The organism is Enterobacter cloacae complex sp. 418I7 (assembly GCF_050030705.1).
Classification (GTDB): domain Bacteria; phylum Pseudomonadota; class Gammaproteobacteria; order Enterobacterales; family Enterobacteriaceae; genus Enterobacter; species Enterobacter intestinihominis.
Window position 1 is genome coordinate 2,687,612 of record NZ_JBLGUU010000001.1, and the last position, 13,056, is coordinate 2,700,667.

General features: G+C 48.9%; 10 protein-coding genes and 2 pseudogenes. 4 read left to right on the top strand and 8 right to left on the bottom strand.

Annotation, left to right across the window (positions count from 1 at the left end; all coding sequences use genetic code 11):
* Window positions 1-64 precede the first annotated feature (64 nt).
* The 3 genes from ACQG0S_RS12890 to ACQG0S_RS12900 are packed head-to-tail and all read left to right on the top strand — an operon-like array spanning window position 65 to window position 2,810.
* Complete coding sequence (locus ACQG0S_RS12890) at window positions 65-427, top strand: GtrA family protein (protein WP_006808936.1); 363 nt, start codon at window positions 65-67, stop codon at window positions 425-427.
* Entirely contained in the window at window positions 424-1,353 is a 930-nt protein-coding gene (locus ACQG0S_RS12895; protein ID WP_063151955.1) for a glycosyltransferase family 2 protein, read from the top strand. Before ACQG0S_RS12890 ends, ACQG0S_RS12895 begins: the two co-directional genes overlap by 4 nt.
* Window positions 1,350-2,810: a glucosyltransferase domain-containing protein gene (locus ACQG0S_RS12900; protein WP_169441163.1), complete on the top strand. Its 1,461-nt coding sequence runs from the start codon at window positions 1,350-1,352 to the stop codon at window positions 2,808-2,810. Before ACQG0S_RS12895 ends, ACQG0S_RS12900 begins: the two co-directional genes overlap by 4 nt.
* A 27-nt stretch (window positions 2,811-2,837) precedes the next feature.
* On the opposite strand, the gene ACQG0S_RS12905 is transcribed toward ACQG0S_RS12900, so the two are convergent.
* The 7 genes and pseudogenes from ACQG0S_RS12905 to ACQG0S_RS12935 all read right to left on the bottom strand — a co-directional run.
* Complete coding sequence (locus tag ACQG0S_RS12905) at window positions 2,838-4,892, bottom strand: hypothetical protein (protein WP_169441165.1); 2,055 nt, start codon at window positions 4,890-4,892, stop codon at window positions 2,838-2,840.
* Between the two features lie 58 nt (window positions 4,893-4,950).
* The gene (locus ACQG0S_RS12910; protein ID WP_426750431.1) at window positions 4,951-7,428 is read right to left on the bottom strand and encodes a host specificity factor TipJ family phage tail protein; all 2,478 of its coding nucleotides are present in this window, start codon (window positions 7,426-7,428) and stop codon (window positions 4,951-4,953) included.
* Entirely contained in the window at window positions 7,415-7,831 is a 417-nt protein-coding gene (locus tag ACQG0S_RS12915) for an NlpC/P60 family protein (protein WP_426750433.1), read from the bottom strand. The genes ACQG0S_RS12910 and ACQG0S_RS12915 overlap by 14 nt, the downstream gene beginning before the upstream one ends.
* Window positions 7,794-8,264, bottom strand: a complete 471-nt coding sequence (locus ACQG0S_RS12920; RefSeq protein ID WP_426750435.1) for a hypothetical protein — start codon at window positions 8,262-8,264, stop codon at window positions 7,794-7,796. The genes ACQG0S_RS12915 and ACQG0S_RS12920 overlap by 38 nt, the downstream gene beginning before the upstream one ends.
* Complete coding sequence (locus ACQG0S_RS12925; RefSeq protein WP_426750437.1) at window positions 8,264-8,761, bottom strand: hypothetical protein; 498 nt, start codon at window positions 8,759-8,761, stop codon at window positions 8,264-8,266. The genes ACQG0S_RS12920 and ACQG0S_RS12925 overlap by 1 nt, the downstream gene beginning before the upstream one ends.
* A gap of 41 nt (window positions 8,762-8,802) precedes the next feature.
* Window positions 8,803-9,030, bottom strand: coding sequence for a hypothetical protein (locus ACQG0S_RS12930; RefSeq protein ID WP_096216859.1), 228 nt, complete (start codon window positions 9,028-9,030; stop codon window positions 8,803-8,805).
* A gap of 10 nt (window positions 9,031-9,040) precedes the next feature.
* A pseudogene (locus ACQG0S_RS12935) lies at window positions 9,041-9,832 on the bottom strand (tail protein (tape measure)); the annotation flags it as partial.
* A gap of 119 nt (window positions 9,833-9,951) precedes the next feature.
* Here ACQG0S_RS12935 and ACQG0S_RS12940 point away from each other — a divergent pair.
* Complete coding sequence (locus ACQG0S_RS12940; protein WP_000427620.1) at window positions 9,952-10,956, top strand: IS110-like element IS4321 family transposase; 1,005 nt, start codon at window positions 9,952-9,954, stop codon at window positions 10,954-10,956.
* A gap of 293 nt (window positions 10,957-11,249) precedes the next feature.
* On the opposite strand, the pseudogene ACQG0S_RS12945 reads toward ACQG0S_RS12940, so the two are convergent.
* Window positions 11,250-13,037 (bottom strand): annotated as a pseudogene (locus tag ACQG0S_RS12945) (tape measure protein); the annotation flags it as partial.
* Window positions 13,038-13,056 lie beyond the last annotated feature (19 nt).

The following is a 13,056-nucleotide window of genomic DNA, read 5'->3' on the forward strand; positions in this document are numbered from 1 at the left end:
AGGGTCGATCAAGTTTCACAGTGGTGCTAAACTTCAGGCCTTTCAGAATTTACTGATTTCTATAATGTTAAAGTTATTCGCCAAGTACACATCAATAGGTGTTATCAACACGCTCATTCATTGGGTGGTGTTCGCCGTTTGCATTTACGCATTCCATACAGGTCAGGCACTTGGCAACTTCGCCGGGTTTGTCGTGGCGGTGTCATTCAGCTTCTTTGCAAACGCCAGGTTCACGTTTAAGTCCTCGACTACCACTCTACGCTACATGCTCTACGTAGGATTCATGGGCTCACTTAGCGCGATTGTTGGATGGTGCGCTGATAAGTCTGGCATGGCTCCTATCATCACGTTAATCGTGTTCTCCGCAATCAGTCTGGTGTGCGGATTTATCTATTCAAAGTTCATTGTCTTTAGGGATGCGAAATGAAAATTTCTTTGGTCGTTCCCGTCTTCAACGAAGAAGACGCGATACCTATTTTTTATAAAACGGTTCGGGAATTTGAAGGGCTTCAGCAGCATGAAGTAGAGATAGTCTTCATTAATGACGGCAGTAAAGACGCGACAGAGTCAATTATCAACGCGCTTGCTGTTGCCGATCCGCTTGTTGTTCCACTGTCATTCACTCGCAACTTTGGGAAAGAACCTGCGCTATTCGCTGGACTTGACCACGCAAACGGTGAAGCCATTATCCCGATTGACGTAGACTTACAAGACCCCATCGAAGTCATTCCGCACCTGATAGAGAAATGGCAGGCCGGGGCTGACATGGTTCTTGCCAAGCGTTCTGACCGCTCCACTGATGGCAGACTGAAGCGCAAGACAGCTGAGTGGTTCTATAAGCTGCACAACAAGATCAGCAATCCAAAGATTGAAGAAAACGTTGGTGACTTCCGTCTTATGTCGCGTGATGTTGTGGAAAACATTAAGCTTATGCCAGAGCGGAATCTTTTCATGAAGGGCGTGCTGAGTTGGGTTGGCGGCCGCACCGATGTCGTTGAATATGCACGCGCAGAACGCGTCGCAGGAAGCACAAAATTCAACGGATGGAAGCTCTGGAATCTGGCTCTAGAGGGCATCACAAGCTTCTCAACCTTCCCCCTCCGCATGTGGACCTACATTGGTTTACTGGTTGCTGGCGTGGCTTTCCTGTATGGAGCATGGATGATTATAGATACCCTCGCCTTTGGTAATGCTGTGCGTGGTTACCCATCTCTCCTCGTCTCTATACTTTTTCTTGGAGGCATTCAGCTTATAGGAATTGGTGTTTTGGGTGAATACATTGGCAGGATTTATGTAGAAGTTAAAAATCGACCACGTTACATACTAAAATCCAAGGCTGGGATTGGAAAATGAAAACAATAAAATATAAAGATTACTTAATCGCTATATTATTTCTTTCTCTTCCAATATTTTTGTCTTCTCAATATTATATTGACGATATGGGGAGGGCAACAAAAGGTTATACTAGGTGGGGGGTTGATGGCAGACCAGTTTCAGACTGGTTAATGCAGTTGCTATCTTTTAATCATAGATTAATTGACATTTTCCCTTTACCTCTGATTTTGTCATGCTCATTGATAGCCTTAGCACTTTATATGTTTCATAAGAAATATATAGTCTCCGGCGGTATTTATTTTATCGTTCCTCTTGGATATGTGTTGACGCCCTCACTCCCAGAGATACTTTCTTATAGATTTGATGTGCTGCCGATGTGTGTTTCATTATGCGCACCACTTCTACTGATCAGTGCAAATAAGAATGACTATAAATTAGACTTTTTATTATCATTAGCCACTGTAATTGTGGTTTTTTGCACCTACCAGCCATCTATAAATCTTTACATTTTTTGTAGCATAATACAGTTTATGCACACTATTGAGCATAGGAATGAGCATAAATATGCGTTAATGCTTGCTGCATCCAGAATTTTGGCTCTTGCTTTATCAGCATTCTTATACTTGAAAATTATCCTACCGAATACATTTTCAGGGTCACACAATTCCAGCCATCCAGGAATAGATGGAGGTGGCTTGTTTAGTAATGCTGTCAACAATCTCACTGCATATTATAACTTCGTTGATAGGTTTTTCTTTCATGGTATGGCGGCAATTTATTTCTTAGCAGTTACATGCTTAATATTGCTTTGTTGCATCAAGCTTGCAAAGAAAAAAAAGGGGACTCAGAAAAGTGTTTCATTAATATTCACATACCTAGCATTAGTTTCACTACCTTTTATTTCTTTGATTGCCACGATGGGCTCCCTGCTACCTCTTGAGAGTGCCGTACCTTATTTTTCACGGTTATACGTAGGGTTTGGTGGATTAAATCTGCTTGTCTTTTATTGTGTTTACGTATTAACTAAAAACACTCAAGCAAAATATTTAATCCTTTTGCTGCTAATTCCACTCACTTATTTTGCCGTGTATATCTATGCATTTGGCGCTGCATCCAAAGCTCAGTCCGAATATAGCTCTGTTATTATTAATGATATAAAGCACAGCTTAAGAGGAATAGATTATAACTATATTGCTTTCAATGGAGCATATGCGAAATCGCCGGTTCTGCTGAATTCAGAAAATAACTTCCCGATTTTCAAGTTCAACATACCAAATTATTTTTACAATTGGTCGTGGCCTTACAATAGATTCAACTTTGAAGGCTTGTACCTTCCAAGGGTACCTGATAAAGATACGGTAAAAAATGCATTGAGCGAGATGTGTACTTCCAGTTTTACTCGAAATGAGAGATTATTTGACCTGCATATCGTTAAAGATATTGCAATTGTTGATTTCAACAAGAAATGCAAATAACAAAACAGGCCCCGTCAGGGGCCTGTTTCACCACAAAAATTTCACGGCTTTCCAGTCTGTATCTAAAATGTGACTATTGCTTGTTGTTAGTCTCAGCCATCCATAGAGCACCTGCCCTGAGGTAACCGTATTAGAGTTTGCTTTAACGATAACTCCCTGGGGATAATAACCAGAACCTGGCATGGCGTTTGAACTGCTGAGAGTGTTACATATTGTACTTTCAATAACGTTCGCAACCTGACCAAGTACTGCTTCCCCCCAGTTATTCCATCCACCAAGATTGCTGTTACAGAGAATACACCGGGTTAATACAAGATTGCTTGCGTTACGAATTGCATACACTGCATTGGTCTGCCTTGGGCAGTCAATACTGTAACGATTATACGCAGGTATGTACGCTGATGTTTTCCCATTAGGAATGCCGATGATCCAGGCGAACCCAGTGCCTGTGCCCAGGCAATCATAAGCTGAAACCTTAAATATACATGATTGAATGTCGTAATGTCCTGCAACTGAATCCTTCCACTGCGTCCCGATTGTCTCAATCTCACATCCCAATACTTGCCCGTTAAAGCCGTAAATAGCACCAGAATTGCAATTATGGTGTCGAATTTTGATCTTGCTATCCACACATGTATCAACTTCAGCAGCAACCCCTCCATCTTTATTTTGAATATCAATGTCGCAATTTTTGAAACGTGTCAGATATGGTTTGCAGTTATTACTAAGGATGGCCTTGATTTTAAGATTATTGACATTATACGACTTACCTAATATGCATACTCCAAATGCGCTATTATCTGCAACTATATTAATGAAACCGCTATCAATAATTTGATAGTCGAAATTAGGCTCCAAATCAACTCCGCCAGGCTGCTGAACCCCGCCTACTATGCCGCCAACATTATTGATAGAGACATCAATATTGAAGTTTTTGCAGCTGATAACTGAGATGGCGTTACGGCCGTCAATAACACCGTTGGAAATCGTTCCTCTTAGGCGCAGGCCATTAGTAATGGCACTATTTGACAACCAGTCAGATTGAGAAACATAAAATCCGTCGCCTTTAATATCTTTAATTTCATGAGTGAAGTCGAACCGCCCACCACCTGCTATGCCGACACAATAAATGTGCTCCTCATCTGGCTGTAGAGTTCTCTGCCCATCGAATCTGAGATGCCCTGTAACATCGAAAACATCTTTCAATAAGATGCCCATGTAAGCTGGCATTCCGGCATTGTTTTCAGAAGTGGAAGTTCGTTGTTTTAACTTCAGCATGCCCTCACACTGAAAGCGCGTGTTGTTATAGCTACTGTTATTGAGCGTGATACCTGCAACGATAAATTCTCCCTCTGGAATGACAACCAACTTCCCTTTCTTGGCATCAACCAGACGCTGCAATGCAACGCTGCTGTCCGTGCCAGGCACACCTCCGGCGTCAAGTAACGTTATGCGGGAAGTGAGGCGCTTCCAGCGCTTGCCGCCAGCAGTAACAAATACATCCACGCCATTATCAGCGCTAGTTGTATCTGTGTTGTCATACCACAAAATGCCGCCACCATACCCAGTACCAGATGCATACTCTACAAGGCTGATCATCTGCTTATTGATGGTCGGTTCAACCAGTCGCAGGGCCGTTACCGTCGCGCAGCGGCCTATTAATTTAAAACCATCAGCCGCAGACAGGTCTTTCCTCAGCACATCAGAAACTTCTACTGGTTGCCACTTTCCTGGGCCAGTGCCTCCAGCGGAAGCAGGCGTAGATCCAGAAGGTACATCTTTTGGGAGAGTAGAAAGATCATCCCAGCGATACCAGATTAATGTTGTCGTGTCCTGCAAAAGGTCACCGGCAGCCGTCACCGTTCCGCCACCCTGGAATGTACCTTTAAGGTTCCAACCAAGATTGTAGATCTGCTGCAAGACTAGCTGTTTCAGCCCTTCAATCGTGTAATGCTGCACACCGAAGCGGTCTACGTACCATTGAGAAAAGGACGTAACGAACTCGTCAATTTTTCCCGCATTAAACTTCAGATCGCGTGGTGATTCGCTAGGGACAGACAAATTAGTAGGTTGCGTAGCCATATTGATTCCATAAAAAAACCCGGCACGGTGGCCGGGTCTGGTTGGTCGGGGACGGTTTTTATTGGTAGATGGCGTCGCTATATTCCGCGACGGTCAGAGATACCGTGTTATCTGTGTTCGGCTTGATGCTATTGACCGTCCATAGTTGGCTGTTCAGCTCCTCCACCGTTGCTATGAGGTAGCGTGACGGGAGCTGTACAGTGTCTCCGTTCCAGATATTGAGTTGAATGTCGGGTATTGCCGCAGTGAAGCCGTACTTGGTGTCGGTGCGGGCCGTCGCCGGATAACGCAGCGTCGGGTTACCCAAGCTGTCGGTGACAAGGACATACATCGAACCGGTGAAGGTGATCGGCTCACTGGTATCGAAATCATTCCCGGAGCGGCCGGTGACGTAACCACCCTGCTGGTTGCTGTCGTAGATGTCGGGCATCTGAATGACGCTACCGACCTGGATAATGCCGTCCTCAAACACTTTGGCGTTCATCTTCACGCGCGAGTAGATCAGGCGTTTGGTTTCGCGCAGAGCTCGCTCCCGGGCCTGATACTCATTACGGAAGCCGACGATCTCCAGCTTGTTCGGGTTCTCAGCTTCCTGCTCGACGATGGCGCCGTTCAGCACGCGGTAGTTGATGTACGTCTTGTTGTTCGTGGTCGGGTGGACATAGGACACCTGCACACCGTCGTAGCCCCCAGGAAGAGTGGCCTCGTACGTCATTTTGTACTCGTCCGTCTTCATGTTCGCACGGTTGAATACCGCCGCCGGGTAGTCAACCTTCTGATCGCGGGTAAACGTCAGCACACCGTCATCCCAGTACGCCACCACCGACGCAGCATTACAGATCCCCTGTACGCGATCGCCCAGTGAGTCGTTCTCGTCGTCGAACGTGTAGTCGAAGTAACCCAGGCGCTCATCCGGCAGGCTTTCGGCTATCGAGTACAGCCCGTAGAGGTCAATGCTGCTTACCGGCTGTTCCCCCATAATCAGCCAGGTGTGCGCCACCGCATCAGCGAACGAGCGCGACGGCCGCAGCGTGTAATCCACTGTTTGCGTGTCGAGGTCGTATGTGATGGTATGACGCGTCACCAGCGCGTTATATTTGCGCTCACGGCTGCCCAGGGCATTCTCTGTCGCCCTGACTTTTACGCGCACCAGCGTGTCGGTCGGGTGAACAACGTTCGTACGGATGTTGATGCTGTGGATCTCTTCTACCTTGAGCAGTGACGCGTCGCCGGAGTTATCCGTTCGCTGGAAACTGACCGCGTATTTCCCGAAGCCGCCGGTCGGCGTGATTTTGTCTGTGCGGTAGAAGACTTCACTCGTCGACTGGTGAGGCGTCGTCTGCCTGTACGTAAAGGTCTGCTGCGTGCCCGGAACCTGGTTGTAGTCGTCGTCGATTTTCCAGATGACAACCTTCCAGTTCGTCTCTTTCTTCCCGCCCAGACTTGATTGAGTATGCAGCCACAGTTGCGTTGACTCGACTGGGGAAAAGAACGGCCCAACCACCAGCGCCTCGTTATCGTTGAGGATGAATTTCGTGGTGTTGATCGTGGCATTCGCCGGGATGTCCTGCGGCCCCTCCAGCTGGTTCATCGTAAACGTGTACCAGCGTACCGGGTCAACAACCGCGCCGTCGTTTGTTTCAACGGCGGAGATCAGCGTGCCGGAGAATGTTGCATCGGTAGTAACGTTGCCAGAGGCCGTGCTGTACGTCACATTGATGGTGAAGGTCACCGCGTGCGGCAGCACCAGGCCCATGAAGTAATCGAACTCAGCTTGTTTCACGATTTTCATCGCTATCTGGCCGCCGGAATACGTTCCGCTGACCACTGTGTTTGCCGTTGCTGTTTCAATCGGGAAGTCGCTGGCTTCGTTCTGCCCGGGCACCTCCTGCCCGTCAACGTCATCGAATCCGTATCCCTCGACGATCTGCGGTATAACTTCTCCTGGCTGGAAAAACTGGAATTCGGCACCGGCCAGAGAGCCCAGGCTGGATTCTGAGTAACGCACGGACTCGTAATCGTATTTTCCAATACCGATGCACATCCACTCTGTAACGTACTTCAGGCCGCCGTCGGTGGACGTCTGGTGCACGTATTCGAACACCGACTCCTGAATCAGATCCGGGAACGAACGAATCTGCCCGTAAATGTCCGGCTTGGCCTTGTAAACGCGCGCGGTGTTTGTCTGACCGGTCAGGCTATTGTTGGGCGAGTCGACGGTATTACCGCCGTTGTTCGCTATTGCCGGCTTCGGCGCCAGGAACGAAAACACCTGGCCAACCACTTTAAAGATCGGGCTCAGGATGTCGCCGACAATGCCCTTTGGCTGGTCGAAAATCTGGATATGGTCCAGCTCGCTCAGTTCAAACGCCAGCTCATCATCGTCACCCAGCTTTACTCCGTTGCGGACGATCAGCAGGTCGCGGTGAAAGGTAGCGTCATTGGCCGCCAGCCAGTCATAAAAAAGGGTGCCGTTTGGCACCCTGCAACGCAGCTTAGGCGTTCCTGGAAAATTCGAAATCTCAACCAGCGCCATATTCGAAAAACTCCACTTTGGTGAATGCCCGCTGAATGACCAGCAACGAGTCCATGCGTACACTTCCGTTCTCTCCACGCGAGTGCAGCGCCTGCCGGTTCAGTACCAGGCCAACGTGTGCCGGTTGCGTGCCGCGGTACCCGACGAATATCCCGCCCTCGACCGGTTTATCGGCCTTACGCCAGAACACGACGTCTCCCTGATAGCAGGTGAAGAAATCTGCCCCGGCTTCGTAGTCCGGTGTCTGGTGCAGCTCAATTCCGAGCACGTGCCGGTAATACAATACGCACAAGCCCCAGCAATCAACCTTCTCGAAAGAACATGCCCGGTTAGACCACGGCACGCCGATCATCCTGCTGATAAAATCAGAGGTACTGAAGGCCAGTGTATTCCGTTGGGTCATAGAGCCTTCCGATGTTGTTGTTCAGCGGGTTGGTGACGGAGAGAGTGACCGATGCGGCATCAGCATCGATATCGACCGTCTTGACGTAAAGCTGCCACGACTTAATCGGCACAGACACGTCGCCGCTGTCGAAGATCTGCCTGGTGGCCGTGATGGCCGTCAGACGGGCTGCACCCTTCCACTGTTTCATCAGCGCTTTGATGTCAGACGACAGACGCCCTAATTTCACCGTCGCGTCGATTACCGGAGTACCGCTCTGCTGACTCTCTTCGATTTCAAAGCGCGCTGGCGTGTACGTCTGGCCGCCGAGCGTCTTCGGGAAGAACTGCTTATCGACCAGGCGGACGTAGCCAAAGGATGGATGGTAGAACGTAATGGTGTCGTACAGTCCGCGCATCGGGCGCTGCTGCTTATATTGACGGAACGATGGCATCAGGGAACCCTCGGAAGACTTTCCGGATCGCGACCATCCGGATAACCCGTAACCACGATATCCAGCCCTGAATCCCAAGGCGGCGGCAGCTCAACAATGATGTCGTCGAATTCGTCGTCGGCGTTGTAGAGGTGGTTCGCAATAACCGTCCCCGTCCAGGTCACCACCCCGCCGTCGATACTGGTTTGTACCGGCATCTGCGTGAAGTGAAGCTCCTGCAACTGGAGGCCACTGCCGCCCAGATTGATATTCATCCGGAACCAGTTCAGTCCCCGGTTGAGATAGTTTGGGCTGCGCAGCCACTGCTGGAAAGCTCGCTCCTCAGCCAGGGTGAAGATCCACGTCAGCGACCAGGTCACTTTCAGGTCGTCGGTTTGATTCTCGAAGATAGCCGGGCCGACCGCTGGCTGATCGGTCTGGAACCCGGTATCAAGCGTCATGTTTTTGCTGGCCTTCTGCGCCAGCGGCAGCCAGTCGGGATAGTCGATAATTGGCATCTAAACTCCAGGCATTAAAAAACCCGCCGAAGCGGGTTTGATTAATCAACAAGCCGGGGCCCGGATGGTGCCTCGTAAATATTGATTTTTATGTCAACGATATCGCCATTATTGGTAAATTCCAGATCTTCGCCAGCTGGCGCTATACCCTTAATTTTTGATCCATCATTTAGAGTAAAGACAAACTCGACCGCCCTGTTCGGGCATATCTTATGTGGCTTACCTATCTCGGTTGGTATTGACTGCATTTCGCCAGGCTCAATAACCACGTAAATCTCCTTATCCCTGACCGTTCGGGGTTCTTTTAACGTTGAAGTTGCTGGTTATACCCTGACTTATCGGGCCTCCATTATTCAAATCCGCGATAATCGTGGTCAGGGTAATACTACCATCTGAGTTCACAGTTCCCTGAGAATCAACAGTAGCAGAGGTGTAATTCTGCACGATATTGTTGATTATTACACCACTCCCGCTCTGCATATCCTTGTTGCTAATTACCTTGCCGTTGTCGCCCGGTATCATGTACTGCTTACCGGTACTGGCCTGGTAAATCTCCGGCTTCCCTCGCTCACCGACCTGATACATGCTTCCCGCTGACACAGGTCCGCCATTGTATCTGGCCCCAGCCAAAGCCAGCCCTTGAGCAAGCCCAACGGTAGATGCAATACCAGCCATCGCAGGCGCTGAGTTTGCGCCAAAGGATGCCAGGCTGGCCAGCGCTGCGGCTGGAGCCCATGCGGCCGCCGTCGTGGTAGCCATACCGACAGAAGCAGCGGTAGAAGCTGCGCCCAATGTCTGACCGATAATGAAGTTTTTGAGAGCCTCAACCCCAACCTGGACTAGCGCATTTACCACGCTGTTCAGCATCGTATTCCCGAGCGAACGCATAGCATCCTGCGCTGACATCGTTCCGGTGATCAGCCCGGTTAACGCATTGGATGCATTGCCTGAAAACGCATCCACCGCGCTTGTCAGCATTTCATAACCAAGACCTTGCTGGCTGAGCAATTGCCACTGAGCGGCTGTCATCTGCTCATTGAACTGGTTTTCCTGCGCAGTCTTTAAGGCAAGGTACTGGGCATCGGTAGCTGCCTTTGCAGCAACGAACTGATCGTAATTTATTTAATGAGATGGTCACTCCCTCCTTCCCGGTACTATGCTGAGGATAGGCTTTCATTCGGAGAACTATCATGGAAAACATTGCGCTCATTGGTATCGATCTGGGTAAAAACTCTTTCCATATTCATTGCCAGGATCGTCGCGGCAAGGCTGTTTACCGTAAAAAATTTACACGGCCAAAGTTAATCGAATTTTTGGCGACATGCCCCGCTACAACCATCGCAATGGAAGCCTGTGGTGGCTCTCACTTTATGGCACGCAAGTTGGAAGAGTTGGGGCATTTTCCTAAGCTGATATCACCACAATTTGTCCGTCCATTCGTTAAAAGTAACAAAAACGACTTTGTCGACGCCGAAGCTATTTGTGAAGCTGCATCGCGTCCGTCTATGCGTTTTGTACAGCCCAGAACTGAATCTCAGCAGGCAATGCGTGCGCTGCATCGTGTCCGTGAATCCTTGGTTCAGGATAAGGTAAAAACAACCAATCAGATGCATGCTTTTCTGCTGGAATTTGGCATCAGCGTTCCACGAGGAGCTGCCGTTATTAGCCGACTGAGTACCCTTCTTGAGGACAATAGTTTGCCTCTATACCTCAGCCAGTTATTGCTGAAATTACAACAGCATTATCACTATCTTGTTGAGCAGATTAAAGATTTGGAATCCCAGTTGAAACGAAAGTTGGACGAAGATGAGATTGGACAGCGCTTGCTGAGCATTCCCTGCGTCGGAACACTGACAGCGAGTACTATTTCAACTGAGATTGGCGACGGGAAGCAGTACGCCAGCAGTCGTGACTTTGCGGCGGCAACAGGGCTAGTGCCTCGACAGTACAGCACGGGAGGTCGGACGACATTGCTGGGAATTAGTAAGCGAGGTAACAAAAAGATCCGAACTTTGTTGGTTCAATGTGCCAGGGTATTCATACAAAAACTGGAACACCAGTCTGGCAAATTGGCCGATTGGGTCAGGGATCTACTGTGTAGGAAAAGCAACTTTGTCGTCACTTGTGCTCTGGCAAACAAGCTGGCCAGAATAGCCTGGGCCCTAACGGCACGACAGCAAACTTATGTAGCATAACGGAAGAAATACACCGGTTTAAAGAATCACTGATCTGGTTTTGCGAATACTGATATTGATGATACTAACGGCCCACCGGCCTGTTGAGGAACCTGTAAAACGGAAAGGCTCATTGAAGCCGTATATTTTCTGGAGGTTCATCAGGCGCGGAACTCATCGAGGCGCGGGAATAAAATCCCATTCAGACGCCGGATAGATTCAAGCAAGCCAATTTATCGTCAAAATCGGTGTTGCAAAAACGGGAGTGACCATAGATTCCCGTTTTGGTAACTTTGCTGGAGTATCGCCTGTTCCTGCTGCTGATATTGCTGCATCAGGGCTAACTTCTGGTTATTTTCGTTCACCAGTTGCTGTACCGGGTCAACTTCGGCTCGGGCAGAAGCTACCGGATTGACTGTGGCCTGGGCGTTAATCTTGGCGAGGTTATTCTGGTGCTCGAGCGCCATTTTCTCCGTGGCAGCGTTATACTCCTTGAGGTCTATTTTCCCAGCGTTCAGTGCGGCCTTCAGATTTTGCATGGATTCGGCGTAGGATTTATTCTCCGCCTGCAAAGGCATTGCCTTAAGTGCTTCCGTAACCCCTTTGGCTGCCGCTGATGCATCCCATGCTTTTGCTGCATATTCACCGGCCTTTTTGATTTGCTCCTGGGTTGCAGAATTACCCAGTGACTGCTGAGCACGTAATATGGCCTGCTCTCTGCTTAGCTCCTCCGTTGAATCAGCTGCCAATTCTGACTGCTGACGCAAATTTTCAAGCTTATTTGCAATTGATTCGGACTGCGCCTCAGTTTTCTTGCCAGTTTTATTGCTTTCCTTTCTCGCCTCGGTTACTCGGTACGTCTCTGCATATTCATCCTGAAGAGTCTTGATGCGTTTCGGATCCGTAACCCCAGCGTCGGCAGCATCATACTGAGCCTGAAGCCTTGCTCTTGCCTCTCCTTCCAGTTTGGCTAGAGCGAGCCTGCGCTCAGAGTTTTTCACCAGCTTTGATGTTGCTGCATCGTCTCCGCTTGTTTCGGTCTTGAACCCTTGGTTGTTCTTAGCATCACTTGCTGCTTTAGCTCTGATGTGAGCAATTTCACCTTCTACCTGCTTTAACTGAACGGCGGCCTGCGCACGACGAGTCTGGAATACGGAGTCTGTCTCATACCAGCGCTGACCATCTTTAAGCTCGGAGTTTAATTCTTGCTGTAGCTTGATAAGCTTCGGCATTCTGGAAGAATCACCGACATTTTTATTGTAGTAATTAAGATTATCAGCAACACTTTGCATCAACCCCGCCAAGGTCGAGGTCAAGCCAATCGCCTGATTGATGTCGTTAATGGCGTTTTTAAATGCTACGTCCAGGCTATTTTTCGCCCTGTCGATATTGACAGGCATCTTGTCGAACTCTTCGTTAACAGACTGGGATTGTTTTTGAATAGCGTTAAGGGCATCTTCAGCCGTTAACTTGCCCTCCAGCATTCTCTTGCGGAGATCACCAATCGATATTCCAAGTCCAGACGCAATCTGGCGAGCAAGCTCTGGCATTTGCTCAAGGATGGAGTTGAACTCTTCGGCTCGTACAGTGCCGCCGGCGATTGACTGCCCGAACTGGCGAAGTGCGTTAGCCATTTCCTCAGAGGATGAACCGCCTATGGTGCCTATCTTTTGAAGCGTAGAAGTAAGAGCAAGGATCTGGGAGTTTGTTGCTCCTGCGCTTTTTAATGCTGTGGTTAGTGATTCCCACAAACGCTCTGTTTCGGAAAGGCTGTTACCTGTTTGCGAGGCAATAGCGGAAAGAGCTGACATCGTCTCTTTCGCTGTATCAATACTTGGACTAAGCCTGGTGATCCTGGCCTGCAAGGTGGCCATCTCATCACCAATCGCAATGAGCTTTTTGGCTGCATCGATGGTGAAAGCTGCGGCAATCGCCACCCCGACCTTATTGAGCGCGCCCTCAAAACGTCCTACAGACCGAGAGGTTGAATCAAACTTACCCTCCATCTGGTCTAAACGTTTATTTACCTGCTTCTGAGCCTGAATAAGGCCTGCAACATTAGCCTCAATGTCGTAATAAATCTCACCCGCTTTTTCAGCCATCATTAGCTCCGGCAATAAA